22 protein-coding genes are annotated in these 25,349 nt (G+C 69.1%); 11 read left to right on the forward strand and 11 right to left on the reverse strand.

Features of this window, described 5'->3' with window-relative positions; all coding sequences use genetic code 11:
- Position 1: 1 nt before the first annotated feature.
- The 3 genes from ispH (at position 2) to rnhA (ending at position 2,533) form a co-directional block, all read left to right on the forward strand.
- On the forward strand, positions 2–1,006 hold the full coding sequence (ispH, locus tag NPA30_RS00885) for a 4-hydroxy-3-methylbut-2-enyl diphosphate reductase (protein ID WP_256800438.1): 1,005 nt from the start codon (positions 2–4) through the stop codon (positions 1,004–1,006).
- Between the two features lie 64 nt (positions 1,007–1,070).
- Positions 1,071–2,051: a homoserine kinase gene (locus NPA30_RS00890; protein WP_256800439.1), complete on the forward strand. Its 981-nt coding sequence runs from the start codon at positions 1,071–1,073 to the stop codon at positions 2,049–2,051.
- Positions 2,048–2,533, forward strand: a complete 486-nt coding sequence (gene rnhA, locus NPA30_RS00895) for a ribonuclease HI (protein ID WP_256800440.1) — start codon at positions 2,048–2,050, stop codon at positions 2,531–2,533. The genes NPA30_RS00890 and rnhA overlap by 4 nt, the downstream gene beginning before the upstream one ends.
- Before the next feature lie 6 nt (positions 2,534–2,539).
- On the opposite strand, the gene NPA30_RS00900 is transcribed toward rnhA, so the two are convergent.
- Positions 2,540–3,025, reverse strand: a complete 486-nt coding sequence (locus NPA30_RS00900) for a peroxiredoxin (RefSeq protein ID WP_256800441.1) — start codon at positions 3,023–3,025, stop codon at positions 2,540–2,542.
- An 83-nt stretch (positions 3,026–3,108) separates the two neighbouring features.
- The gene (locus tag NPA30_RS00905) at positions 3,109–3,939 is read right to left on the reverse strand and encodes a protein-disulfide reductase DsbD domain-containing protein (protein WP_256800442.1); all 831 of its coding nucleotides are present in this window, start codon (positions 3,937–3,939) and stop codon (positions 3,109–3,111) included.
- A 188-nt stretch (positions 3,940–4,127) separates the two neighbouring features.
- Between NPA30_RS00905 and NPA30_RS00910 the strand changes: the two genes are divergently transcribed.
- Positions 4,128–4,736: a YqgE/AlgH family protein gene (locus NPA30_RS00910; protein ID WP_372338720.1), complete on the forward strand. Its 609-nt coding sequence runs from the start codon at positions 4,128–4,130 to the stop codon at positions 4,734–4,736.
- Between the two features lie 39 nt (positions 4,737–4,775).
- On the opposite strand, the gene NPA30_RS00915 is transcribed toward NPA30_RS00910, so the two are convergent.
- From NPA30_RS00915 to thrC, 4 genes are read right to left on the reverse strand one after another with little or no spacing between them, the layout of a single operon-like run.
- Positions 4,776–7,661: an EAL domain-containing protein gene (locus NPA30_RS00915; protein WP_306228627.1), complete on the reverse strand. Its 2,886-nt coding sequence runs from the start codon at positions 7,659–7,661 to the stop codon at positions 4,776–4,778.
- Between the two features lie 52 nt (positions 7,662–7,713).
- Entirely contained in the window at positions 7,714–8,337 is a 624-nt protein-coding gene (locus tag NPA30_RS00920) for a GNAT family N-acetyltransferase (RefSeq protein ID WP_256800443.1), read from the reverse strand.
- 9 nt (positions 8,338–8,346) lie between these two features.
- Positions 8,347–9,657, reverse strand: coding sequence for a M16 family metallopeptidase (locus NPA30_RS00925; RefSeq protein ID WP_256800444.1), 1,311 nt, complete (start codon positions 9,655–9,657; stop codon positions 8,347–8,349).
- Positions 9,654–11,063 carry a threonine synthase gene (gene thrC / locus NPA30_RS00930; RefSeq protein ID WP_256800445.1) on the reverse strand — a complete coding sequence of 470 codons (1,410 nt, stop codon included), beginning with the start codon at positions 11,061–11,063 and terminating at the stop codon, positions 9,654–9,656. Before thrC ends, NPA30_RS00925 begins: the two co-directional genes overlap by 4 nt.
- Before the next feature lie 123 nt (positions 11,064–11,186).
- Here thrC and NPA30_RS00935 point away from each other — a divergent pair, with 123 nt between their 5' ends.
- Positions 11,187–11,720, forward strand: coding sequence for a hypothetical protein (locus NPA30_RS00935; RefSeq protein WP_256800446.1), 534 nt, complete (start codon positions 11,187–11,189; stop codon positions 11,718–11,720).
- 15 nt (positions 11,721–11,735) lie between these two features.
- Here the strand turns inward: NPA30_RS00935 and NPA30_RS00940 are convergent, their stop codons facing one another.
- The gene (locus NPA30_RS00940) at positions 11,736–12,422 is read right to left on the reverse strand and encodes an HAD family hydrolase (protein WP_256800447.1); all 687 of its coding nucleotides are present in this window, start codon (positions 12,420–12,422) and stop codon (positions 11,736–11,738) included.
- Positions 12,423–12,622: 200 nt separating this feature from the next.
- On the opposite strand from NPA30_RS00940, the gene NPA30_RS00945 reads away from it, so the two are divergent.
- Positions 12,623–13,756: a site-specific DNA-methyltransferase gene (locus NPA30_RS00945; RefSeq protein ID WP_256800448.1), complete on the forward strand. Its 1,134-nt coding sequence runs from the start codon at positions 12,623–12,625 to the stop codon at positions 13,754–13,756.
- Positions 13,757–13,769: 13 nt separating this feature from the next.
- Here the strand turns inward: NPA30_RS00945 and NPA30_RS00950 are convergent, their stop codons facing one another.
- Positions 13,770–14,846, reverse strand: coding sequence for an A/G-specific adenine glycosylase (locus NPA30_RS00950; protein WP_256800449.1), 1,077 nt, complete (start codon positions 14,844–14,846; stop codon positions 13,770–13,772).
- A gap of 18 nt (positions 14,847–14,864) precedes the next feature.
- Between NPA30_RS00950 and NPA30_RS00955 the strand changes: the two genes are divergently transcribed.
- The 4 genes from NPA30_RS00955 to ppdK all read left to right on the forward strand — a co-directional run bounded on the left by NPA30_RS00955 (position 14,865) and on the right by ppdK (position 20,472).
- Positions 14,865–16,190 (forward strand): O-antigen ligase family protein, encoded by a 1,326-nt coding sequence (locus NPA30_RS00955; protein WP_256800450.1) that lies wholly within the window; start codon positions 14,865–14,867, stop codon positions 16,188–16,190.
- Positions 16,187–16,690 (forward strand): DUF721 domain-containing protein, encoded by a 504-nt coding sequence (locus NPA30_RS00960; protein WP_256800451.1) that lies wholly within the window; start codon positions 16,187–16,189, stop codon positions 16,688–16,690. Before NPA30_RS00955 ends, NPA30_RS00960 begins: the two co-directional genes overlap by 4 nt.
- Before the next feature lie 115 nt (positions 16,691–16,805).
- The gene (locus tag NPA30_RS00965) at positions 16,806–17,585 is read left to right on the forward strand and encodes a DsbA family protein (RefSeq protein ID WP_256800452.1); all 780 of its coding nucleotides are present in this window, start codon (positions 16,806–16,808) and stop codon (positions 17,583–17,585) included.
- A 178-nt stretch (positions 17,586–17,763) separates the two neighbouring features.
- Positions 17,764–20,472: a pyruvate, phosphate dikinase gene (gene ppdK / locus NPA30_RS00970; RefSeq protein ID WP_256800453.1), complete on the forward strand. Its 2,709-nt coding sequence runs from the start codon at positions 17,764–17,766 to the stop codon at positions 20,470–20,472.
- 16 nt (positions 20,473–20,488) lie between these two features.
- On the opposite strand, the gene NPA30_RS00975 is transcribed toward ppdK, so the two are convergent.
- Positions 20,489–20,905, reverse strand: coding sequence for a hypothetical protein (locus NPA30_RS00975; protein WP_256800454.1), 417 nt, complete (start codon positions 20,903–20,905; stop codon positions 20,489–20,491).
- Positions 20,906–21,130: 225 nt separating this feature from the next.
- On the opposite strand from NPA30_RS00975, the gene NPA30_RS00980 reads away from it, so the two are divergent.
- The gene (locus tag NPA30_RS00980; RefSeq protein ID WP_256800455.1) at positions 21,131–22,048 is read left to right on the forward strand and encodes a DUF1499 domain-containing protein; all 918 of its coding nucleotides are present in this window, start codon (positions 21,131–21,133) and stop codon (positions 22,046–22,048) included.
- Positions 22,049–22,055: 7 nt separating this feature from the next.
- Here NPA30_RS00980 and NPA30_RS00985 read toward each other — a convergent pair whose 3' ends face one another.
- Positions 22,056–22,973 (reverse strand): MBL fold metallo-hydrolase, encoded by a 918-nt coding sequence (locus NPA30_RS00985; RefSeq protein WP_256800456.1) that lies wholly within the window; start codon positions 22,971–22,973, stop codon positions 22,056–22,058.
- Between the two features lie 73 nt (positions 22,974–23,046).
- Positions 23,047–25,293 carry a glycogen debranching protein GlgX gene (glgX, locus tag NPA30_RS00990; RefSeq protein WP_256800457.1) on the reverse strand — a complete coding sequence of 749 codons (2,247 nt, stop codon included), beginning with the start codon at positions 25,291–25,293 and terminating at the stop codon, positions 23,047–23,049.
- Positions 25,294–25,349 lie beyond the last annotated feature (56 nt).

The following is a 25,349-nucleotide window of genomic DNA, read 5'->3' on the forward strand; positions in this document are numbered from 1 at the left end:
CTTGGCCGAAGCATCCGACAAGCCGAAGTTGACGTTGCGCCTGTGCGAGCCGCGCGGCTTCTGCGCCGGCGTCGACCGAGCCATCCAGATCGTCGTGCTGGCGCTGAAGAAGTACGGCGCGCCGGTCTATGTCCGCCACGAGATCGTGCACAACCGCTATGTCGTGGACGGCCTGCGCGACATGGGCGCGATCTTCGTCGAGGAACTGGGCGACGTGCCGGACGACGGCCAGCCGGTGGTGTTCTCTGCACATGGCGTGCCGAAGTCGGTGCCGGCCGAGGCGCAGGCCCGCGATCTCCTCTATCTCGACGCGACCTGTCCGCTGGTCTCCAAGGTGCACAAGCAGGCGATGCTGCACGTCAAGCGCGGCCGCCACGTCGTCCTCGTCGGCCACCGGGGTCATCCGGAGGTGATCGGGACGATGGGGCAGCTGCCGCCGGGATCGGTCACGCTGGTCGAGAGCGAGGACGACGTCGTGCGGCTGACGCCCGCCGATCCCGAGGCGCTCGGCTTCGTCACCCAGACCACGCTGTCGGTGGACGATACGGTCGGCATCGTCGCGGCGCTGCAGGCGAAGTTCCCGGCGCTTCAGGCGCCGTCCTCCGAATCGATCTGCTATGCCACGACCAACCGCCAGGAGGCGGTGAAGGCGGCGGCTTCGGGCGCCGATCTGTTCCTCATCGTCGGCGCGCCGAACTCGTCGAATTCGCGCCGCCTCGTCGAGGTGGCAGAGCGGGCGGGCGCGCTCGTCGGCCGGCTGGTCGAGGGCGTGGCCGAGATCCCCTGGGCGATCCTCGGCGACGGCGCGACGGTCGCCATCTCCGCCGGCGCCTCGGCGCCGGAGATCCTCGTCGACGCGATCATCGCCGCCTTTCGCGAGCGATTCGAGGTGCGGCTCGAGCTCGTGCAGACGGCGGAGGAGAACGAGAACTTTCCGGTGATGCGCAGCTTGCGCGACACGCCGCTCCTCGGCGAAGACATGGCCTTCGTGAACGGGCGCGGCTGACGCGCCGCAACGAACGGCCAGCAAGGACAGCGCGATGACGACGATGCCGCGGAGCAGGGGCTGAATGGCGGTCTACACCGACGTGACCGAGCCGCAGCTCGCCGGCTTCCTCGCCGACTACGATCTCGGCCAGCTGCTCAGCTACAAGGGCATCGCCGAAGGCGTGGAGAACTCGAACTTCCTGCTGCGCACCTCGGCCGGCAGCTTCATCCTGACGCTGTACGAGAAGCGGGTCGAGCGCGGCGACCTGCCGTTCTTCCTCGGCCTGATGCAGCACCTCAACGCACGCGGTCTGTCCTGTCCGCTGCCCGTGGCGATGCGCGGCGGCGAGACGCTCGGCGAACTCGCCGGCCGCCCGGCTGCCGTCTTCACCTTTCTCGAGGGCATGTGGACCCGCCGTCCCGGCGCCGAGGACTGTCGTGCCGTCGGCGGCGCGATGGCACGGATGCATCGCGCCGGTGCCGACTTCGCCATGACGCGGCCGAACGCGCTCTCGGTCGACGCGTGGCGCCCCCTCTTCGAGGGATCCCGGCCGAAGGCCGACACGGTCGAGGCGGGTCTCGTCGCGGAGATCGACGCGGAACTCGCCATCCTCGAGGCCGGCTGGCCGACCGAGCTGCCGACGGGCGTCATCCATGCCGACCTCTTCCCCGACAACGTCTTCTTCCTCTCAGGCGATCTGTCCGGCCTCATCGACTTCTACTTCGCCTGCAACGACATCCTCGCTTACGATCTCGCCATTGCCCTTTGCGCGTGGTGCTTCGAGCCCGATGGCGCCTACAACCTCACCAAGGGCCGCGCGCTGATCGAGGGCTATCGTGCCGTGCGGCCGCTTTCGGCCTCCGAGATCGCCGCGCTGCCGATGCTTGCCCGCGGGGCGTCGATGCGGTTCCTGCTGACGCGGCTCTACGACTGGCTGCACGTGCCGGACGGCACCTTCGTCACCAAGAAGGATCCGCGGGAGTATCTGCGCAAGCTGCGCTTCCACCGGGCGATCATATCGCCCGCCGAATACGGTATCGATGGCGTCGAGGGGGCGGCATGAGTGCGCTTGACGAGCCCGGCAAGCGGGTCGAGATCTACACCGACGGCGCCTGCTCGGGAAATCCCGGCCCGGGCGGCTGGGGCGCGATCCTGCGCTTCGACGGCCAGCAGAAGGAGATCTCCGGCGGGGAGGCGGTGACCACCAACAACCGGATGGAGCTGACCGCCGCGATCGAGGCGCTGACGATGCTGAAGCGCGCCTGCGCGGTCGATCTCCACTCCGACTCGCAGTATCTGCGCGACGGCATCACCAAGTGGATCCACGGCTGGAAGAAGAACGGCTGGAAGACGGCCGACAAGAAGCCTGTGAAGAACGCCGAACTGTGGCAGGCGCTGGACGCCCAGCGCCAACGCCACGACGTCGCGTTTCGCTGGGTTCGCGGCCATGCCGGCCATGACATGAACGAGCGCGCGGACGAACTCGCCCGCGCCGGCATGGCGCCGTTCAAGCCGAAGCGCGGCGGGATGCCCGCCACGCGCTGACGGCCTTCAGAGGCTGGCGAGCAGCGCGTCGGCGCCGGAGGCGTCGACCTGCCCGGGCGAATCCTCGACGTTGAGCGCCTTCACCGTACCGTCCTCGACCAGCATCGAGTAACGCTTGGAGCGCAGACCCATGCCGGCGACCGAGAGGTCGGCGTCGAGGCCGAGCGCCTTGGTGAACTCGCCGTTGCCGTCCGACAGGAACAGGATCTTGCCGTCCGCGTCCGTCGACTTCTCCCAGGCGTTCATCACATGCACGTCGTTGACGGCGACGACGGCGATCGTCTCGACGCCCTTGGCGCGCAGCGCATCGGCCTGCGCGATGTAGCCGGGCAGGTGGTTCATCGAGCAGGTGGGGGTGAAGGCGCCGGGTACGCCGATCAGGACGACGCGCTTGCCGGCGAAGATCTCGTCGGTCGACAGGTTGGTCGGGCCATCGGCCGTCTTCGTCTTCAAGGTGGCGTTCGGGATCTTGTCGCCGACGGTGATGGTCATCTGAAGCCTTCCTCACGTTGCCGCCGGTCACTGCATGCGCGGCGTCGCGCGGGAGACTAGGCGGGCGGCGCGAAATGTCGAGATCAGTCCGCCTCCGGCGTAGCGGCGAGCTCGCGGGCTTCCCAGGCGGCATCGCCGCGCGTGAGGACGATGTCGAGCGCGAGCTTGTCCGGATCAGCCTTTCGCGGCGCCTGCAGCACAGGCACGGTGAAGACGAGCCGCCCTCCTTCGGCCCGCGCCACGCTCCGGGGGGCACCGAAATACCAGCCGCCCGTTGCCGCGACGAAGAGATCGGGCTCGCCGTTCCCGTTCGGAAGAGCCGTCGTGATATCGACGGACTGTGCGTCAGCGGCGAGCTGGGCGCCGAGGATCCCGACGTCCGCCGTGCTCGCCTGAGGCAGGCCGTCGAAGGCGGCGGCGATGCGGGAGACGTTGCCGTCGCCGAGCCGTGCGGCGAGGCTGGCGCTGACCGGAATGCAGATCTCGCGGCAGACGCCGAGCGTGACGTTGATCGCAAGCACGGCGTCGAGCGCGTCCGCCTTGGCGCTGTAGTCGAGCGCGATGCCGACCGTTCCGGTGTAGCCGTTCGACTGGCCGTAGCCGTCGTCGCTGCGGTGCGGCGCGGGAAAGCGCATCTGCGAGAGCGTGACGGCGCCGCTGGGTGGAACGTCCAGGGTCGGCGGAACGCCGGAGTCGCCCGGATCAATCCAGTAGGTCTTCCAGCCGGGGGCGAGCTCGATCGTCAGCGCGGCGCGGCCGCTGCCGTCTTTCGCAGGCGCACCAGCATCGAGATGCAGGGCGACGTGCTCGTCCTCGTAGGAGGCGGCAGCGCCCTTGGCCGCCGCCGAGGCGCAGGCGAGCCATGCCGACGCAATGAGGAGGAGCCAGGCTGTCCCGTTCCGCATGTCCGCCATCGCCTCGCTCCGCCGTGCCCGATCCACCCGTTGCCTTCTGTCGTGACCTAGACGCCGCCTCTCCAGCAAGCCAGTCACCATCGCGAGAAACGTGATTTCCCTCGCAGGTGCGTTATGATCAGACTGGGCTTCAGGCCGAGGGCCGCCGGCCCGGCCGTGCAATCGCGTGCGAGAGGTCCTATCTGCGGATGATGGATCTACATTTAGCCGACGCCGACGACGAAGTGCCGTCGCTGGAAGGTCACTTCCTGATCGCCATGCCCGGCATGGAGGACGAACGCTTCGCCCGCAGCGTCGTCTACATCTGCGCGCACTCGCCCAACGGGGCGATGGGCTTCGTCATCAACAAGTCGCAGCCCATGAGCTTCGCCGCGCTGCTGACCCAGCTCGGTATCGTAGAGAGCGAGGACGACATCCGCCTGCCGGGCCACGGCCGCGAGATCTCCGTCTGCGCGGGCGGACCGGTCGAGAAGGGGCGGGGCTTCGTGCTGCACTCGAGCGACTACGATTCCGAGTCCACCGTGGCGGTGGACGAGGCGATCGCGCTGACGCCGACGCTGGACATACTCAAGGCGATCTCGGAAGGGATCGGGCCGCGGGTCGCGATGATGGCGCTCGGCTATGCCGGCTGGGGCGAGGGGCAGCTCGAGGCCGAGATCGCGGCCAATGGCTGGCTGACCTGCAAGGCCGACCAGACGATCATCTTCGACGCCGATCTCGACACCAAGTACAATCGGGCGCTGGCGCTGCTCGGCGTTGACCCGACCTTCCTGACGGCGGACGCCGGCCACGCCTGATCCCGTTGGGGCGGCGGACCACCGGTCCCTGTCCACGCGTCACACCGCCCGCTTCATCCCGCCCATGCCGTCCTGCAGCCGCCGGCGTGCGTCGTCGGCGGAGAGTGGGGCGGCGTAGAAGAAACTCTGCGCGTACTCGCAGCCGAGCTTGCGCAGCTGCTCGGCATCCGCCTCCGTCTCGACCCCTTCCGCCACCACCTTCAGCCCGAGCTCGTGCGCCATCGTCACGATCGAACTGACGATGATCGGGCGCTGCGGCCGCCGGTCGTTCTTCAGGAAGGACTGGTCGATCTTCAGGGTGTCGAACGGGAAGCGCATCAGATAGGCGAGCGAGGAGTAGCCGGTGCCGAAGTCGTCGAGCGACAGGCCGACGCCCATTTCGCGCAGGCGCGTCAGGAGCTGGGCCGAGCGCTCGGGATTGTCCATGACGAGCGACTCCGTCAGCTCGAGCTTCAGGGTGCGGCTCGCCAGCTCGTAGCGCTTGAGGATCGCGCTGACGTCGTTGAGGAGGTCCTGCCGGATCAGCTGCCGGCTGGAGATGTTGACCGACATCGTCAGCGCCGGGTCACCCGTCAGCTTTTGCCAGTCCGACAGGCGGCGCGCTGCCTCGTCGAGCGCAAACTGCCCGAGCTGGACGATCAGGCCGGTGCTCTCGGCGATCGGAATGAACTCCGACGGCGACACCGGCCCGCGGCGCGGATGCTCCCAGCGCAAGAGCGCCTCGAAGCCGGCCGTCGCGCCGCTCTCGAGCCGGACGATCGGCTGGAAGGCGAGTGACAGCTCGTTGCGGCTGAAGGCGCGGCGCAGGTCCGACTCCATTTCCAGGCGACTGAAGCCGGCCACCTTGAAGGCCGGGCGGAAGGGCTCGATCCGGTCGCCGCCGAGGCGCTTGGCCTGATACATCGCGAGCTCGGCCTCGCGCAGCACGTCCTCGCAGCGGGTATCCGACCAGCCGGTGAGGCCGATCGCGCCGGTCAGCACGATCTCGCTGTTGTTGAACTGGATCGGCGCGGTGATCGCCTCGCGGAGCGTCTCGGCGAAGACGGCGACGCCCTCCACGTCGGTCTGCGAGACGAGGATCAGCCCGAACTGATTGCCCGACAGACGCGCCAGCGAATCCTGCGGCTTCAGGAGACGCTTCAGGCGCCGACCGATGGTGAGGAGGATGGTGTCGCCGGTGGCGATGCCGAACGCGTCGTTGACCTGCCGGAAGCGGTCGATGTCGATGACGAAGACGCTCGGCTTCAGCTCGGGGCGCAACGCCGCAAGGCTGCCGATGGCGGCGAGGCGGTCCATGAAGAGCTCGCGGTTCGGCAGGCCGGTCAGCTGGTCGTGCAGCGCGTCGTGGAGCAGGCGCTCCTCGGCCTTCTTGTGGTCGGTGACGTCCTTCAGCGTGCCGACGCAGCGCACCACCTCGCCGTCGCTGCCGAGGATCGGCCGGGCGCGCAGCGACATCCAGTGATAGTGCCCGTCCTCGCTGCGCACCCGGAACTCCTGCGCGATGCGCCCGCGGCGGTGTTCGACGATGGTGTCGAGCGTCAGCTTGAAGCGGTCGCGGTCGTCCGGGTGGAGGATCGGCAGCCAGTTGCGCGCCGGCCCGTTCATCGAGGCGATCGGCAGACCGGCCGCTCCGTCGAAGTCGGAGGCGGCGAAGATCCGGTCGCGCGTCACGTCCCAGTCCCAGACCGCGTCGCCGGTGCCGGCGAGCGCCAGGGCACGGCGCTCGAGGTCGGAGATGAGGCCGCTGCCGATGCCGCTGCCGGCAAAGGCGTGCTGCATGACGGTGAAGCCGATCAGGAGCACGATCAGGACCAGGCCGCCGCCGAGCGCCGGCTGGATGATGTCGTTCGACAGGCGGCCGGTCACCGTCATCCACGCCCCGGCCAGCCAGACGAGGATCAGGAGCCAGCTCGGCACGAGCATGATCGCGCGGTCGAAGCCGAGCCAGGCGAGATAGAGGATGAGCCCGAGCCCGACCACCGCCGCGAGACCGAGCGACAGCCGGGCGACGCCGGCCGCAAGTGGCGGGTCGACCGCCGCGGCGGCTCCCAGTCCGAGCAGCCCGATCAGCCAGATCAGCGTGAAGGCCGAGAGGACGCCGTGCCAGCGGTTGAGGTTGAGATAGGCGTAGAGGAAGAGGACGAAGGTGAAGGCGAGGGCGACTTCGGTGCCGGCTCGCCAGACCTGCTCGCCGCCGGCGATCAGCGGCACGAGCTTCTGCCAGAAGTCGAAGTCGATGCAGATATAGGCGAGCACGGCCCAGGCGAGCGCCGCGGCGGCCGGGAACATCGCCGATCCCTTGACCACGAACAGGATGGTCAGGAACACCGCGAGCAGGCCCGCGATGCCGAGCACGATGCCGCGATAGAGCGTGTAGGCGTTCAGCGTGTCCTTGTAGGCGTCGGGTTCCCACAGCCGCATCTCCGGCAGGGTGTCCGACGACATCTCCGCCACGAAGGTGATGATCGAGCCGGGATCGAGGGTGACGAGGAAGACGTCCGCCTCGCTGCTCGGCTGGCGCTCGAGCGCGAAGCCCTCGGACGGGGTGATCGCCGCGACCCGCTGCGCGCCGAGATCGGGCCAGAGCAGCCCGGAGCCGGCGAGCTTGAAGTGCGGCACCACGATCAGCCGGTCGATCTGCTCGTCGGTGTTGTTGGCGAGCGCGAAGACCGCCCAGCTGCCGGAGGCATTCGCCGAGTTCGCCTCGACCTCGATGCGGCGAACGATGCCGTCGGCGCCCGGCACGGTCGAGACCTGGAAGCTGCGCCCCTTGTCGCGATAGAGGTCGACCGCCGGCATCAGGTCGATGGCGACGTCCTCCTGCGAGATCTGCACAGGCTCCAGCGCTGCCGCAGGACCGGCGCCGAGGAACGGCATCGCCAGAAGCAGGACGAGAAACGCGGCGAGGCGGCTGAACACGGACATCGACGGGGAATCAGCCTCTTTCCGGGCAGGTGAGATGCGCCCCGGACAGGGGTCAGGCGATGCTAGCAGATCGGGCGGGCGCTGACGCGGGCGAACGGGTCCAGTCGTCCACAATCAACGAATAAAGGTAATGGTCCTCCCAGCGCCCGGCGATCTTGAGGTAGTTCTTCAGATAGCCCTCGCGCCGAAACCCGGCCTTTTCGAGGAGGCGGATCGAGCGCTCGTTGCTCGGCAGGCAGGCGGCCTCCATCCGGTGCAGCCCCTCCAGCTCGAACACGAGGTGCTTCAGCGCCTCGACCGCGCGGTGCATCCGCCCGGTACCAGCGAAAGGCGCTCCCATCCAGTAGCCGAGCGTACAGGACTGGGCGACGCCGCGCCGGATCAGCCCGACCGTCACGCCGCCCTGCAGGATGCGGCCTTCGGCGTCGAACAGAAAGAAGGTGTAGCCGGTGCGCTCGCGCGCTTCGTGGCGGTAGCGGCGCAGGCGCAGCTGGTAGGCGCGACGGCTCAATTCGTCCGCCGACCAGGCCGGCTCCCAGGGCGTCAGGAACGCCCGGCTTTGCTGGCGCAGCTCGCGCCAGGCCGGATAGTCGCCGCTCTGCGGCATCCTCAGCACGACGCCCTCTCCCTCCAGGCTGGGAAGCACGGGCCGGAAGAGGGTGTCCAGCACGCTCATCGCTCGAAATCAGCGCCCCCCGGCTGCCCGACGCGAGGAGGTCGTGCCGCGCATGCGCCCGGCGAGGTCGTCGAGCGTCGGCAGCTTGCCCACCGGCCCGATGGCGGCGAGGGTCGGTGTCTTGTCCTGGAAGATCCGGCCGGCGAGATCGGCCAGCCGGTCGGCGGTGATCGCTCCCAGCCGGTCCATGAGCTCGGTGTTGGTGATCGGATTGCCGTTGAACAGGATCTGACGCGCGATCTGACCGGCACGCGAGGCCGGGCTTTCCTGCGACATCAGGAGGCTGGAGCGCATCTGCGCTCGGGCCCGCACCACTTCGTCCTCGCCGATTCCCTCAGCGGCCTTCATCAGTTCGGCGACGATGGTCTCGGCGAGCTCCGCCAGCTCGGCTTCGCCGGTGGCCGCATGGACGCCGAAGATGCCGGAATCGGAGAAGCTCCAATGGAAGCTGGAGATCGCGTAGCACAGGCCGCGTCGCTCGCGGACCTCCTGGAACAGGCGCGATGACATCGAGCCGCCGAGGATCATCGACAGGATCTGCGAGGCATAGAAGTCACGCGCATAGTAGGGCCGGCCCTCGAAGCCGAGCACCATCTGCGCGTCCATCAGGTCGCGCACCTCGCGGAACTCGCCGCCGGTGTAGCTCGCCGGCGTGCGGGCGATCGCCCGGCGCTTCTCCGGGCCGGGCGCGGCCATGCCGCCGAACGCGTCGGAGGCCTGACGCGCGACCTTGTCGTGATCGACCGCGCCCGCCGCGACGACGATCATCCGGTCCGGCGCATAGTGCTGGCCGAGATAGGCGCGCAGGCCGGTGGAGGTGAAGGACTTCACCGTGTCGCGCGTGCCGAGGATCGGGCGGCCGATGATCTGGCCGCGGAAGGCCGCCTCCTGGAAGTGGTCGAAGACGATGTCGTCCGGCGTGTCTTCGGCAGCGCCGAGCTCCTGCAGGATCACCTGCTGCTCGCGCTCCAGCTCCTGCGGATCGAACCGCGAATCGGTGATGATGTCGGCGAGAAGGTCGAGCGCCAGCGGCACGTCGTCCTTGAGGACACGCGCGTAGTAGGCGGTCGTCTCGACGCTGGTTGCCGCGTTCAACTCGCCGCCGACGTCCTCGATCTCCTCCGCGATGCGCCGTGCCGAGCGCCGGCTGGTGCCCTTGAAGGCCATGTGCTCGAGGAGATGGGCGATGCCGTGCTCCTCCGGCGCCTCGTCGCGCGCGCCGGCCTTGACCCAGATGCCCAGCGCCGCGCTTTCAAGCTGCGGCATCGTGTCGGTGGCGATCGTCAGGCCGTTCGCGAGCCGGCTGATCTCGACGCTCATGCCGTCGCTCCCGTCCATGCCGCACGGCTGCGTTCGGAGATGTAGGCCTCCACCGCGTCGAGCGCGTTCGGCAGGCGGTCGAACGTCTCGGCCTTCTCCATCAGGCCGGCATGGGTCGGCGGCAGGTCCGGCGCGAGGCCGCAGGCCTGGCGCACCGCATCCGGGAACTTCGCCGGATGCGCGGTGGCGAGCGTCACCATCACGCCTTCGCCCTGCATCCGCTGAGCGACGCCGACGCCGACGGCGGTGTGGGGATCGAGGAGGTAGGCCGTTGCGGCGAGCGTCGACGCGATCGTCGCGCCGGTCCCGGCGACGTCGGAGCGTCCAGCCTCGAACTCGGCGCGGATCGCCGCAAGGGCGTCGGCCGGGAGGCTGAAGCTCTTCGACTGCTGAAGCTGCTGCATCATCCGGCGTACGGCGGCGCCGTCGCGTCCGCATGCCTCGAACAGCAGGCGTTCGAAGTTGGAGGAGATCTGGATGTCCATCGACGGCGAACTCGTGGCGACGACGCCCGCCGTCTCGTAGCGCCCGGTCTCGAGCGTGCGGGCGAGGATGTCGTTGTCGTTGGTGGCGATCACCAGCCGGTCGACCGGAAGGCCCATGCGCTTGGCGACGTATCCGGCGAAGATGTCGCCGAAATTGCCGGTCGGGACGGTGAAGGAGACGGTGCGCTCCGGCGCGCCGAGCCCGGCGGCCGCGGTGAAGTAGTAGACCACCTGCGCCATGATGCGCGCCCAGTTGATCGAGTTGACGCCGGACAGGCCGACCGCGCCGCGGAAGCGCCGGTCGTTGAACATCGCCTTCACCAGCGCCTGGCAGTCGTCGAAGGTGCCATCGACCGCCAGCGCATGGACGTTGGCCGAGCCGGAGGTCGTCATCTGCCGCTGCTGCACGGTAGAGACGCGGCCCTCGGGGAACAGGATGAAGATGTCGCAGCGCTCGGAGCCGGCGAAGGCGTCGATCGCGGCGCCGCCGGTGTCGCCAGAGGTGGCGCCGACGATGGTCGCCCGCTCGCCGCGCTCCTTCAGGACGTGGTCCATCAGCCGCGCGATCAGCTGCATGGCGACGTCCTTGAAGGCGAGCGTCGGGCCGTGGAACAGCTCCAGCACGAAATGCGAAGGGCCGATCTGCACCAGCGGCGCCACCGCCGGATGGCGAAAGGTCGCATAGGCGTCGTCGATCATCCGCTTCAGGTCGGCCTCGGCGATGTCGCCACCGACGAACGGCCTGATGACCTCCAGCGCGACATCGGCATAGGGGCGCCCGGCAAAGCCGCGTATCGTCGCGGCGGACAGCTGCGGCCAGGTCTTCGGAAGGTAGAGCCCGCCATCCTCCGCCAGGCCCGCCAGGAGCACGTCGGCGAAGCCGAGAACGGGGGCCTCCCCCCGCGAACTCAGATATTCCACGTCGTTTCCACTTCGCTCTGCTTCGCGCGGATCTGTGCCGGCGGCGCGTGGGGCCGCGTCGGTCGCGCATTCGGCGATCCGCTGATATAGAACGGCCCGGCACAAGAAGGGAAGAACCGAAGGATGCATATGTCTCGTGTCGCCCGCATGACGGCCTTCCTGGCAGTTGCGGCTGCGCTAGCTGGCTGTAATTCCACGGCTTCCGGCCCCGCTCTCGAGGAGGCGGCGCAGCCGGTCGCGCAAAAGCAGGAGGGGCGAATCCCCGACTACTGTCCGCGCATCTCGCTGCGCGAGGGGACGGCGATCCTGCGCAAGAAGGTCGGCGAGGACATCGATTACATCGCCTCGATCGGCGACACCTCGCGCAGCTGCCGGCTGATCGACGGCCAGTTGCACATCTCGGTCGGCGTCGCAGGCCGCCTGACGGCGGGCGCGGCGGCAAAGGCCCGCACCGAGCCGCTGCCGGTGCGCGTCGCGGTGGTGCGCGGCACCGACGTGCTCTACTCCAAGCTCGGCACGGTCGGCGTGCCGGTGAAGGGCGGCGGCGGCGCCGACAGCTTCACCTATGTCGACGACGCCATCGTCATTCCCGAGCCGCCGGAGAAGAACATCATCATCTATGCCGGCTTCGACGAGGGCGCGCCCGCCAAGAAGTGAGCGGGCCGGGAGCGGTCAGGCCCGCTCCCATCCGCCTAGAGCTTCGGCGACGGCGGGAAAATCGGACAGACGGGCGATCACCGTCTCGGCGCCGGCGTCGCTCAGGCTGTCGCTGTGGCCGGGATAGCTGTGGCGCCCGCCGGTGAAGCCGACGACACGACAGCCGGCGGCCGCGGCTGCCGCAACCCCATGCACCGAGTCCTCCAGGACGATGGCCTGCTCCGGCGTCACCTCGAACTCTTTGCAGGCATACAGGAAGACGTCCGGGGCCGGCTTCTCCCGCCGGGTGCCGACCTCCTTGGCCGCGAACACGTAAGGCCGGAAGCGGTCCCACAGGCCGACATGGGTCAGCGAGATCCTGAGCCGCTCGGAGGAGGAGTTCGAGCAGATGCAGCGGGCGAGATCGAGACGATCGAGCACGTCGTCGGCGCCGGCGATCGCCTTCACGTCGCGGCCGAGCCGAAGATCGATCTCCTCGTTGGCGCGCTTCAGGAAGTCGTCGGGAAAGCGGATCTCGTTCTCCTCCGCCAGCAGTTCCAGCATCCGTGCCCCGGTCAGGCCGGCGAAGCGGCCGGCGATTTCGCCTGCGTCGATCTCGAGTCCGAACTCGCGGAAGTTCTCGGCATGCACCTCGGCGGCGATGATCTCCGAGTCGATCAGGGTTCCGTCGCAGTCGAAGATGGCGAGGGCGAGCGAAGACATGCGGACTCCGGGTGGTCGGTGATGGCCGACTAGCTAAACGCCGAGCCGCCGCGCTGCAAGGGAAGCGCACGGGAGACGCCTCATACGGGCCGCTGGCGCCGGCCACGCGGGAACCGTCACGGCGATCGGTGCCCGCTTCACCCGCTGTTAACGCCATTCGGTAACCATGACCGAGGATTCAGGTCACGCGTAGCCGGTGGATGTCGATGGTCGCAAAAGGTGCCGCAGCACGGGTCGAAGCAGAGAGCCGGGAGTGGCTCGACACGATCCTCAAGGGCGATTGCGTCGCTCGGATGTCGGCTCTGCCGGATCGCTCGGTCGATGCGATCTTCGCCGACCCGCCCTACAACCTGCAGCTGGGCGGGGACCTCACGCGCCCCGACCAGTCCAAGGTCGACGCGGTCGACGATGACTGGGACCGCTTCGAGAGCTTCCAGGCCTACGACGCCTTCACCCGCGCCTGGCTGCTCGCGGCACGCCGCGTGCTCAAGCCGACCGGCTCGATCTGGGTGATCGGCTCCTATCACAACATTTTCCGCGTCGGCGCGATGATGCAGGATCTCGGCTTCTGGCTGCTCAACGACGTCGTCTGGCGCAAGACCAACCCGATGCCGAACTTCCGCGGCCGCCGCTTCCAGAACGCGCACGAGACGCTGATCTGGGCGGCCCGCGATCAGGAGGCCAAGGGCTACACCTTCAACTACGACGCCATGAAGGCCGCCAACGACGACCTGCAGATGCGTTCGGACTGGCTGTTCCCGATCTGCTCGGGCAGCGAGCGCCTGAAGGACGCCGACGGACACAAGGTTCATCCGACCCAGAAGCCGGAGGCACTCATCGCCCGCATCCTGTTGTCGTCGACACGGCCGGGCGACGTCGTCCTCGACCCGTTCTTCGGCACCGGTACCACGGGTGCGGTCGCCAAGCGGCTCGGGCGACGCTTCGTCGGCATCGAACGCGACGCCGGCTACATCGCCGCTGCCGAGGCCCGCATCGCGGCCATCGAGCCCCTCGATCCGCTGTCGATCCGCATCGCCGCGGGCAAGCGTGCCGAGCCCCGGATCCCCTTCGTCAGCCTGATCGAGGCCGGGCTCCTGGCGCCGGGGGCACGCCTGACCGATGCCAAGCAACGCTGGACGGCGACGGTGCGAGCCGACGGAACCATCGCGATCGGCGAGGAGGCCGCCTCGATCCATCGCCTCGGCGCGAAGGTGCAGGGGCTGGACGCCTGCAACGGCTGGACCTTCTGGCATCTGCGGGAGGGCGACCGGCTGACGCTGATCGACACGCTGCGCCAGGAGCTGCGCACCCGCATGGCCGCCGTCGCGGCCTAGACGCCTTCGACGATCAGCCGCTTGCGAGCGCAGGCTCCGGCCGGGCGAGCCGGACGACCTTGCGCATCAGTGTCGGCAGCGCCTCGTGCGCCAGGGCCGCAGGCGGCGACCACCAGCCTTCGCCGGGCGGATCGGCCGCAACCTCGGCGCGCCACACCGTCAGCTCGAGATCGAAGTGGGTGAAGCCGTGCGACACGCTGCCGATGCTCGCCCAGGCGGCCGCGACCGGCGCTTCGGAGGCATCGACGGCGCCGTCAGCCCGGGCGCTCCAGCCGGTGGTCGGCGGCTCGCTCATGCCGCCGAGAAGGCCGCCCTCCGGTCGCCGGCGCAGCCAGATCGCCCCGTCGTGGGGCCGCAGCGCGACGAAGGCGGCGCCGCGCCGCAGCGGCTTCCTGGCTCGCTGCGGCTTGACCGGGAACAGCGTCTGGCGCCCTTCGGCGCGCGCCGCACATGGCGCGGCGACCGGGCAGATCACGCAGGCAGGTGACTTCGGCGTGCAGATCGTCGCGCCGAGATCCATCGTCGCCTGGGCGAAGTCGCCCGGGCGATCCGGCGGCACCAGCGCGACGACGTGTCGCCGGATGCTCGCACGCGCGCCGGGCAGCGGGGCCTCGATGGCGAAGAGACGGGTCACCACGCGCTCGACGTTGCCGTCGACCACGGCGACCGCTTCGCCAAACGCGATGGCCGCGACGGCAGCCGAGGTGTAGTCGCCGATCCCGGGAAGCTCGCGCAGCATCGCGGCGTTCGGTGGGAAGCGACCGCCATGCTCGCCGACGACCGCCTTGGCACAGGCGAGCATGTTGCGGGCGCGGGCATAGTAGCCAAGCCCCGCCCAGGCGCTCATCACGGCTGCAGGCTCGGCCGCAGCGAGGTCAGCGACCGTTGGCCACGCATTGACAAACCGCTCGTAATACGGCTTGACCGCCGCGACGGTGGTCTGCTGCAGCATGATCTCGGACAGCCACACGCGGTAGGGGTCCGGCGGTGGGGCATCCGCTCCCGGTGGCATGCGCCAGGGCAGAGCGCGGCCGTGACGGCCGTACCAGTCGAGCAGCGTAACAGTGATCGAGGGGTCGGCATGGGGCATGGTGGCGAGAGATCATCCATGCAGCGTTCCGTCAATCGGTACATCGCCAAGCAGCTCCCGCACCCCCTCGCAACGCTCCTGACCGCTCCGCCGGAGGCGCTCGGCCGCCGCAATCGCCTGTCGAACGGCTTCTTCTACGTCGCGGCGGCGTGCCTCGGCTCCGGTGCCTCGATCGTCTGTGCGCTCCTCGCGTGCTGGGCGGTCATCTCCGCCGTGCTCGGCCGTTTTCCGCTCGCGCTGCGCCGCGAGGAGCTGCCCATCGTCGTCACCACCACGGCCTTCGCGCTGGTGACGATCGGCGCGGTGCTCGCGCAGCCGGGTGGGGCCGACGCGTCTCGGCTGATCCTGCCGATGGTGATCTACTTCGCGCCGATCTTCCTGGTGCCGCGTATGCGCCTCAGCCGACTGCGCCACACCCTTCGACCGGCTCTCTTCGGGGCGGCGATCGGCGGCACGCTTCTCCTGCCGATCATCGGCATCGAGTACGCGCTCTGGACGGACCGCGTCCAAGGCTTTTCCGGCAATCCAGGGCCCCTCTCGATCACCGCGCTCCTCACCTGCGGCCTGTCGCTTCTCGGTCTCAGCCGTAGCCGCTCGCGCGCCTACAACGTCCTGGCGATCCTCGGCGCGGCAGGCGCTTCGACGGCGGTCCTGCTGTCCGGGATGCGGGGCGCCTGGCCCGCCCTGCCGCTGGTGCTTCTGGCAGGGCTTGCGATCCGCAAGAGCGACATCGCGGCGCTGTGGCGGCGGGCCTCGCGCCGCAGGCGCATCGCAGCCGCCTCGCTCTGCATCCTGCTCGCATGCGGTATCGTCGCCGTCGTCGCGCCGGCGATGGATGCGCGCGTCGACGCGTTCTGGTCGGATCTGGCACGGATGACGACGCTGCCGGAGGACGCCACCTCGCTCAACCAGCGCAAGGCCATCTATGTCGCGTCCGTCGAGGCCTTCCTGGAGCGCCCGCTGTTCGGCTACGGGCCCCAGAACATCTGGCAAGCGATCACGCCCTATCTCGATGAACAGACCTTCCCCGGCTACCGCTACAGCCACCTGCACGACATCGGCCTGACCGTCGGGGTGGGCAGCGGCCTTCTCGGTCTCCTGTCGCTGTTGGCGATGATCGTCGCGCCGCTGTGGACCGCGTGGCGCGCCCGTCACGGCGTCGAGGGGCGGCTGCGCCTCGGCTTCGCGGTGATCCTGGTGACGTCCTTCCTGCTGCCGGGGCTCACCAACATCATGCTTTACCACGACATCCTCGATGCCGTCTGGATATACTCGCTGTCCTTGATCGCGGCCTCCGTCACAGCACCGGTGCACGCGGAGGAGAGCGAGGCGGAGCAGCGATGAACGACCGAGTGACACGCGGCACCCGGCAGGTGGGCGAACTGGTGTCGGGGGTGATGGATCCCATCCTCGCCCGCAAGGCGGGAATGACCACGGGTCTGCTCGCCTCCTGGGCCGACATCGCGGGTCCTTCGCTCGCCGACGTGTCGCGGCCGGAGAAGCTCCTCTGGCCGCCCCGCCGCAGCGAGGACGATCCGTTCGAGCCCGCAACCCTCGTCGTCGCCTGCGAGGGGACGGCGGTGCTGCGACTGCAGCATCAGGCCGGCGAGATCCTGGCGCGCATCGACGGCTATTTCGGCTTTCACGCGGTGGCGCGGCTGAAGCTGGTGCAGCGTGCCGTGCGGACGGCTCCCCCGGACCGGCGGCCGCGTTTGCGGCCATTGGCTGCCGAGGATCATCGCCGGGTGGAGGCGATGGTCGCCAACATCGCGGACGACAAGCTGCGCGAGGCGTTGAAGCAGTTCGCCGAAAGCATCCTTGCGCGTCAGCGCACCTCGACGTGATCAAGCCTTTGCCGGCGTGGCGGTCGGCAGTGCTTGGAAATGCCGCAGTCTTTGTCTTATGACAGCGCACGTGGCGGCGGAGCCGCCATCCCTTGCAAGGTTCTGGAGATCGAGCATGAAGCCTTTCCCGTCGAGATCGAAGACGCGCCCGGGCGCGCCTCGCCACCGGGTGCTGGCGCTGTTCTTCGCCGGGGTCGCCGGACTGGCGCTCGCGGCTTGCTCGGACGAGGCCAAGGACAGCCCGATTGCGGCGGCGGATGCGACGCTGCTCGTGGCACAGGCCGACGCGCCGGCCACCGATGCCCCGGTGACGCCGGCGGCCGAGGCGCCGAAGCCCGACGGGCACGCCGACGTCGAGGCGCTGATGGCCGACCAGCCTCTGCCGGACGTCGTGATCGGCAAGGCCGACGCGCCGGTGACGATCATCGAATACGCCTCGATGACCTGCACCCATTGCCGCGACTTTCACGCCCGCACCTATCCGGTGATCAAGCGCGACTACCTCGACACCGGCAAGGCCAAGCTGATCCTGCGGGAGTTCCCGTTCGACCCGCGCGCGCTCGCGGCCTTCATGCTGGCGCGCTGCGCGCCGGGCGACAAGCGCACCGCGATGGTCGACGTCCTCTTCGACCAGCAGGACACCTGGGCGCGGGCTCAGAATGCGTCGGAGGCGCTGCTGCAGATCGGCCGACTGGCCGGCTTCACCGAGGAGAGCTTCAAGGCCTGCCTGAACGACAAGGACCTGCAGCAGAAGGTCGTCGCCGTGCAGCAGCGCGGTGAGACCGTCTTCGGCGTCAACGCCACCCCGACCTTCTTCGTCAACGGCGACAAGTATGCCGGCGACCTGTCGCCGGAGGAGATGGCGGCGGTGATCGAGGCGCACGCCAAGAAGTGATCCGTTGCCGGCTTCAGGTTCGCCGCGCGAGCGCGGCAAACCTGACCCGCGGCATCACCAGCCGACGCAGCGCCTGCGGGCGCCCGTTCATCCCGCAGCGCGGCAGGTGGCGGAGGCGGACGCTTTGCCTTAGCATCCGACCTTCGGGACCGATCCCCCGGTCCGGGCGCAGAGTGCGATGTCGAAGCGACTGTTCACCTTTTCACGCGGCGCGGCGGCGCGTCCAGTCGACGCCGCCGAGACCTTGGGCCTCAAGGGCGCCAACCTGTCGCTGCTCGCCTCGCTCGACCTTCCAGTGCCGCCGGGCTTCACCCTGTCGACCGCAGCCTGGCGCGAGGCGTCGTCGCCCGAATCGGGACTGTCGCCGGCCCTGCGCGGCGAGATCCGCGACGCGATCGACTGGCTGGAGACGACGACCGGCCGGCGCTTCGACGGCGACCAGAGGCCGCTGCTCCTCGCGGTGCGCACGAGCGCGCGGACCGCGATGCCGGGCCTTGCCGAAACGGTCCTCGACGTCGGCCTGAACAACCGCACCGTCGAGCTCCTGGCGCGCGAACTCGAGGATCTCGGCTTTGCCTTCCGCAGCTACCTGCGCTTCATCGAGTCCTTCGCGGCGGTGGTCTACAAGGCCGATCCGGCCGAGTTCGAGGATCTCGCCGACGACGAGCGAAAGCTCGCCGGCTGGCGCACGGACGGTCCGACGACGCCCGAGCAATGGCGGGCACTGACGGCCCGCTACCTCCGCTTCATCGAGACCGAACTCGGCCGCACCTTTCCGCAGACGCCGCTGGAGCAACTCTACGCCGTCATCCAGGCGGCTTTCGTCAGCTGGCGCGACCCCGTGGCCCGCGCCTTCCGCATCCTTCATTCGATCCCGGAAAATGCCGGCCTTGCGGTTACCGCGCACGCGATGATCTTCAACGAGCGCAGCCAGAATTCCGGCACCGGCCGCGCGCTCTCGCGTGACCTCAAGACCGGGCGATCGCAGCTGACCGGCGAGTTCATGCTCGGCGGACGCGACCTTGCGGCCGTCGGGGGCGAGGTCCAGAGCTGGCCCCTCTCGGACCTCTGCGACGTCGACGGATCGGCGAAACTCACGGGCTTCCCGGGCGACATCTGTGCCTTGTCGGACCATGTGCGCCGCATCGAGGCGCATGTCGGGGATGCCGTCGAGGTCGACTTCATGGTCGGCGACAGCGAGCTGTTCCTCCTGCAGTCGCGCGTCGCCAAGCGCAGCGCGGCCGAGGCCATCCGCGTCGCCGTGGAGATGGTGCGCGAGGGGCTGATCGAGGAGGCCGAAGCGATCCTGCGGATCGAGCCGGCCTCGCTCGACCAGCTCCTGCATCCGACCATCCTGCGCAACGGCGAGGAGACGGTGATCGGCAAGGGCATGCCGGCCTCGCCGGGTGCGGCATCGGGCGAGATCATGTTCGGCGCCGAGGCGGCGCGCGAGCGGGCCGCGCAGGGCGTGCCGGTGATCCTGGTGCGCAACGAGACGCATCCTGAAGACATCCACGGCATGCATGTCGCCGACGGCGTCCTGACCGTGCGCGGCGGCACCACGAGCCACGCCGCCGTCGTGGCGCGCGGCATCGGCAAGCCCTGCGTGACCGGCGTCAACGCATTGCGGATCGATCCCGAGGCCGGGGTGCTGCAGGCCCGCAACCGGATCTTCCGCGCCGGCGACTGGATCACGATCGACGGCTCGAGCGGCGAGGTGATCGAGGGTCGCCTGCCGCTGCAGCGGCCGGCGCTGTCGGGCGAGTTCGCGGTGCTGATGGAGTTCGCCGACCGGGCCCGCCGCATGCGGGTGCGCACCAATGCCGAAACGCCGCTCGAGGCGCGGGCCGCCCGCAGCTTCGGGGCGGAAGGCATCGGGCTCTGCCGCACCGAGCACATGTTCTTCGAGGGGCCGCGCGTGCAGGCGATGCGCGAGATGATCCTCGCCGCCGACGAGGCCGGACGGCGCGCCGCGCTGGAGCGCCTCCTGCCGATGCAGCGCTCGGATTTCATCGAGCTGTTCGAGATCATGGCCGGACTGCCGGTGACGATCCGCCTGCTCGACCCGCCGCTGCACGAGTTCCTCCCGACGGGGGACGGCGAGATCGCCGAGACGGCCGCGATGCTGGGCCTGGAGCCTGCCGTTCTGATGCGGCGGATCGCTTCGCTGCAGGAGTACAATCCGATGCTGGGTCATCGCGGCTGTCGCCTGGCGATCTCCTATCCGGAGATCATCGAGGTGCAGGCGCGTGCCATTCTGGAGGCTGCGATCGAGGCCGGCGAGCGCGCCGGGGCGGCCGTGGTGCCGGAGATCATGGTGCCGCTGGTCGGCCTGCGGCGCGAGCTCGACTTCGTCAAGGCGATCATCGACCGCGTTGCGGGCCGGGTCATGGCCGAGCGGGGCCGCTCGGTCGCCTATCTCGTCGGCACGATGATCGAGCTTCCGCGTGCCGCGGTGCGGGCCGATACCATCGCCGAGGCCGCCGACTTCTTCTCCTTCGGCACCAACGACCTGACCCAGACCGTCTTTGGAATTTCGCGGGACGACTCGGCCGGCTTCCTCGCCACCTACGAGCGGCAGGGGATCATCGACCGGGACCCGTTCCAGACCGTGGATGTCGACGGCGTGGGCGAGCTGATCGCGATGGCGGTGGAAAAGGCGCGGCGCACCCGCCCCGACATCTCCCTCGGGGTCTGCGGCGAGCAGGGCGGCGACCCCCTGTCGATCGGCTTCTTCGAACGGACCGGCCTCGACTATGTGTCGTGCTCGCCATTTCGCGTGCCGATCGCCCGGCTCGCAGCCGCGCAGGCCGCGATCCGCAGCGGACAGGCACTGATGGGTGCGGCGCCGCCGAAGTCCCGCGGCCGCCATCGCAGCGAGAGCTGAGGCCCTCGCAGCGGGTTCAGGCGGTGCCGGCCGGCGCCAGATGCGCGTCGGAGCCGGTGTCGCGGATGCGCTCCAGCACGCCGACGAAGGCGCGGGCGAAGCCATAGAAGCGCTCCCCGATCTCCGACCGGTCGGCGACCCGGATCACGGTGCCATCGCCGCTCAGGACCGCGAACAGGATTCTCTGGCGCTCGTCGTCCGGCCCGGTCTCGGGGAAGCGGACGGCGGCGATCTCCGTCGCGTCCTCGAGCGTGGCGTCGGAGGGCACGGCGAACAGAATCTCGCCGCCGACGACACCCGCAGCCCGGCGCACGCATGTCTCGAAGTCATCCTGCGTCGGATCCTGAAGATCGAGCGCGAGCTCGAACTCGACCGCATCGAAGGGATCGAGCACGGCCTCGCCGGCATCGTGCCGTCCGAAATTCTGGAGCATCTGCTTTCATCCTCGGATGATCTATGGCCGCAGGCTCGCGCCGCCAAACGGCTGAACTGTGGCGGCCGCGCCGGATCGTCGCGTCCTCGCCTGCAGCAAGAACTTCGGCGGCCGCGCCGGCGTTCCCCCCATCGGCGCTCGATCGCGTGGCGCGCGGCTTACGCTCGCCCGGCAAAGCGGCTAAAGTTCCAGTCTGATCCGACACCTCGCCGTGCGAGACCTGCCATGACGATCCTGCACGGGCCGACCCGCGCGACCGGACACTATCTGCGCCGTCGCCTGCGCACGGCTGACTACGCCTGGCGCTTTTCGGCCTTTGCGGCGCTCCTTCTCGTGGTCGCGCTCGCCGCCTTCCGCTTCGGCTCCATCACCCTGCAGACGCTGTACGGGTCGCTCGCGACGGCGGCGGTCCTCGCGGTCTTGGCGGCACTGCTCGCCGTCGTGACCATCGCGCGTGCCTGGCACCGCGGCGACGTGGGGGCGGGCCGCGCGATCGCGGCGCTGTTCATGGCCACGCTGGTGTCCCTGCCGTTCGCGGGCGCCGTGATTCTCTACGAGTCCTCGGCCGGCGGCAACCTTGCAACGACGGAGGGCTTTGCCGAACCCGACCCGGTGCGCACGCGGGAGGCCGGGGCGCCAGCCGCTTCTGCGGGGACCGCGACCCTGCCGGGGCGGCGGTTTGCAGCGAGCGCGGCGCAGGTGTTTGCCGCCGTCCGCACCATCGTCGCCGACAAGGGCTGGACACTGCAGGAGGTGTCGACCGCGCGCCCGATCAACCCGCCGCCGATGCCGTTGCCCGGCGCGCTCGGCGTCGACCCGGCGCGCCACGGCCTGATCCCGATCCCGCTGCCCGATCCACGCGAAGAGGCCGACGGCGCCGCCGGCGGTCCCGCGCCCGACGAGCCGCCGGAATCGGCGGAGTATACCCTCCACGTCCTCGCCAGGGACTTCGTCCTGAAGCTGCCGAGCGAGGTGACGATCCACATCGCGGAGAGCGACGGCGAAGCGCTTCTCGACATGCGCGCGCAGTCGCAGGTGGCGCCGTACGATCTCGGCCAGAACCGGCGATTCATCGAGGACATCCTCGCGCGTCTGGACATCGCGCTGGCCGGCATTCAGGGCGCGCCGGCCGCAGACGAATGAGCCGCCGTCAGGCCGGCCAGAACAGCCCGTCCACCCGTGGAGCCCCTTCGCTATCCGTACGGACCAGCCCGGCCTGGCAGAGCGCCTCCAGATGGGCCAGCACCGACAGCGCCGCGGCGCCCCTCAGCTGCGGGTCGAGACTGCGATAGAGCGCGGCGACGATTTCGGCAACGCTGCCGTCGCCGGCCCGGACACGCTCGAGGATGCCCGCCTCGCGCATCCGCCGATGCGTGCGCAGAGCACGCAGAAACGGCTGCGGTCGGGTCACCGGCCCCCCATGGCCCGGCAAGTAGATGCGGTCGGTCTCGCGTGCGAGGAGGCGCTCGATCGAAGCCATGAAGGCGGCCATCGATCCCTCCGGCGGGGCGACCACCGTCGTCGACCAGGCCATCACGTGGTCACCGCTGAAGAGAATGCCCGGACCGGCGAGGGCGAAGGCCAGATGATCGGCGGTATGGCCGGGCGTGGCGACGACTTCCAGCGTGCCGGCGGGCGTTGCGAGCGTCTCGGCGTCGGCGAGATACCGGTCGACGAGGAGTTCGTCGTCCGGCGAATCGTCCGTTGCACCCGAACGATCCGTCGGCGCGACGGCTCTTGGCGGGGCGGCGAGCACCGGCGCGCGGGTCGAGCGCCGCAGGCGGTCGACGAGGCCGGTGTGGTCGCGATGGCGATGCGTGAGCAGAATCGCCTCGACGGGCCGCGCCCCGATGGCCCGCTGAAGAGCTTCGAAGTGACCGTCGTCGGCGGGTCCGGGATCGATCACCACCAGCCGCGTCTCGCCGAGAAGGTAGGTGTTGGTGCCCTTGAAGGTCATCGGCCCGGCGTTTCGCGCCGTCAGCCGCGCGACACCCGCGCGCACCTCGACGGGCTCGCCCCAGCAGGGGTCGAACTCCGTGTCGAAGCGGATGTCGTCGCGTTCGCTCATCGTCGCCAGATTCCGTCCAGCGGCCCTCCGATCCAGCCGGAGGGCCGCTGCGAACGGTTCGCCCGGATACGCGTCAGGCGATGGTCGATGCCATCGGCCGCTCGGCGATGTCGAGGATCGCGCCGATGGCCTCACGCAGGTTGCGCGGCTGCCGGTCGTCCATGCTCAGGACGAAGACCAGGAGGGATCGCGCCGTCACCGCGAACTCGTGCCCGAACTCGAAGACTGGGATGTCGGTGCGCTTGGGCGCGTTGGTGTCGATCAGGCAGAACCAGCGCTTGCCCTCCGGCACCTCCGGCAGCGTGAAGTTGACGACGTCGTAGTGCGAGTTCGCGATGATCAGGATGGTCGCGTCGTCCCCGCGCTTCTTGATACCCGTCGGCTGCGCGCGCCCGTCCAGCACCATGCCGAAGCACTTGGCGTTGCCGTCCATCCAGTTTTCCTGGGTCATCTCGCTGCCCGCCGGCGAGATCCAGGTGACGTCCTTCACGTCCAGCTCGGGATTGTGCTCGCCCGTCAGGAAGCGCCCACGGTGCAGGATCGGGTAGGCGCGGCGGACGGCGATCAGTTTGCGCACGAACTCCATGAGGTCGCGGCCTTCCGGCTTGATCTTGTCCCACTCGAGCCAGCTGATCTCGTTGTCCTGGGCATAGGCGTTGTTGTTGCCGCCCTGGGTGTGGCCGAACTCGTCGCCTGCGAGCAGCATCGGGGTACCCTGGGAGAGGAGCAGCGTCGCGAGGAGGTTGCGCTTCTGCCGCTCGCGCAGCTCGACGATCTCCGCGTCGTCCGTCGGACCTTCGACGCCATGGTTCCAGGAGTGGTTGTTGGAGTGACCGTCGCGGTTTTCCTCGCCGTTCGCCTCGTTGTGCTTGTCGTTGTAGGAGACGAGGTCGTTGAGGTTGAAGCCGTCATGGGCGGTGATGAAGTTGACGCTCGCCCACGGCTTGCGGCCGCGCTTGTTGAAGAGGTCGCCCGAGCCGGAGATGCGCTTGGCGAACTCGGGCATCACGCCGCCGTCGCCCTTCCAGTAGGAGCGCACGGTGTCGCGGAACTTGTCGTTCCATTCTGCCCAGCCCGGCGGGAACTGCCCGACCTGGTAGCCGCCGGGGCCGATGTCCCACGGCTCGGCGATCAGCTTGACGCTCGACAGGATCGGATCCTGTCGGCATGCGTCGAGGAAGCCGCCGCCTTCGTCGAAGCCGTAGGGTTCGCGGGCGAGAATCGTCGCCAGATCGAAGCGGAAGCCATCGACGCGCATCTCCTGAGCCCAGTAGCGCAGCGAATCCGCCACCATCTGCAGAACCCGCTGATGCGACAGGTTCACCGTGTTCCCGGTGCCGGTGTCGTTGATGTAGTAGCGCTTCTTGTCGGGCAGCAGCCGGTAGTAGCTGGAATTGTCGATGCCCTTCAGCGACAGCGTCGGGCCGAGCTCGTTGCCCTCGGCGGTGTGGTTGTAGACGACGTCGAGGATCACCTCGAGCCCGGCGCTGTGGAACTGGTTCACCATCTCCTTGAACTCGTTCACGAAGGGCGAGTGGAGATAGCGGGGCGCCGGCGCGAAGAAGGCGATCGAGTTGTAGCCCCAGTAGTTTACGAGGCCCTTCTCGACCAGATAGCTGTCGTCGACGAAGGCGTGGGTCGGAAGGAGCTCGATCGACGTGACGCCGAGCGAGCGCAGATATTCTGCGACCCGCCGGTGCGCCAGCCCGGCGAAGGTGCCGCGCTCGTCCTCCGGCACGTGCGGGTTCAGCCGCGTGAAGCCCTTGACGTGCGCCTCGTAGAAGATCGTCCGATCCCACGGCACCATCGGACGGCGCTCGTTGCCCCAGGTGAAGGCCGGATCGATGACGCGGCACTTCGGCACCAGACGGGCACTGTCGCGCTCGTCGAAGGACAGGTCCTTGTCGGGCGAGTCGAGCTGATAGCCGAACAGCTCCGGACCCCATTGCAGGTTGCCCACGAGCTGCTTGGCATAGGGGTCGATCAGCAGCTTGTTGTGGTTGAAGCGATGACCGGCATCCGGCTCATAGGGGCCGTAGACGCGAAAGCCGTAGACGGTGCCGGGACGGGCTTCCGGAAGATACCCGTGCCACACCTCGTCGGTGTATTCGGGCAGCTCGACGCGCTCGATCTCGGTCTCGCCGTCATTGTCGAAGAGGCAGAGTTCGACCTTGGTCGCATTGGCCGAGAAGATCGCGAAGTTGACGCCGAGGCCGTCCCAGGTGGCGCCGAGCGGGAAGGGACGGCCCTCCCGGACGGTGGCGCGCTGGGTTGGCACGGCGGCCTTGGGGGCCTGCTTCGACGTCACACTTCGCTTCATGGAATTCCCCGCACGAGAGAGCACTAGCGAACGTTGCGGCAGCACGAATGTTCCGG

The organism is Mangrovibrevibacter kandeliae (assembly GCF_024519155.1).
GTDB classification, from domain to species: domain Bacteria; phylum Pseudomonadota; class Alphaproteobacteria; order Rhizobiales; family Rhizobiaceae; genus Mangrovibrevibacter; species Mangrovibrevibacter kandeliae.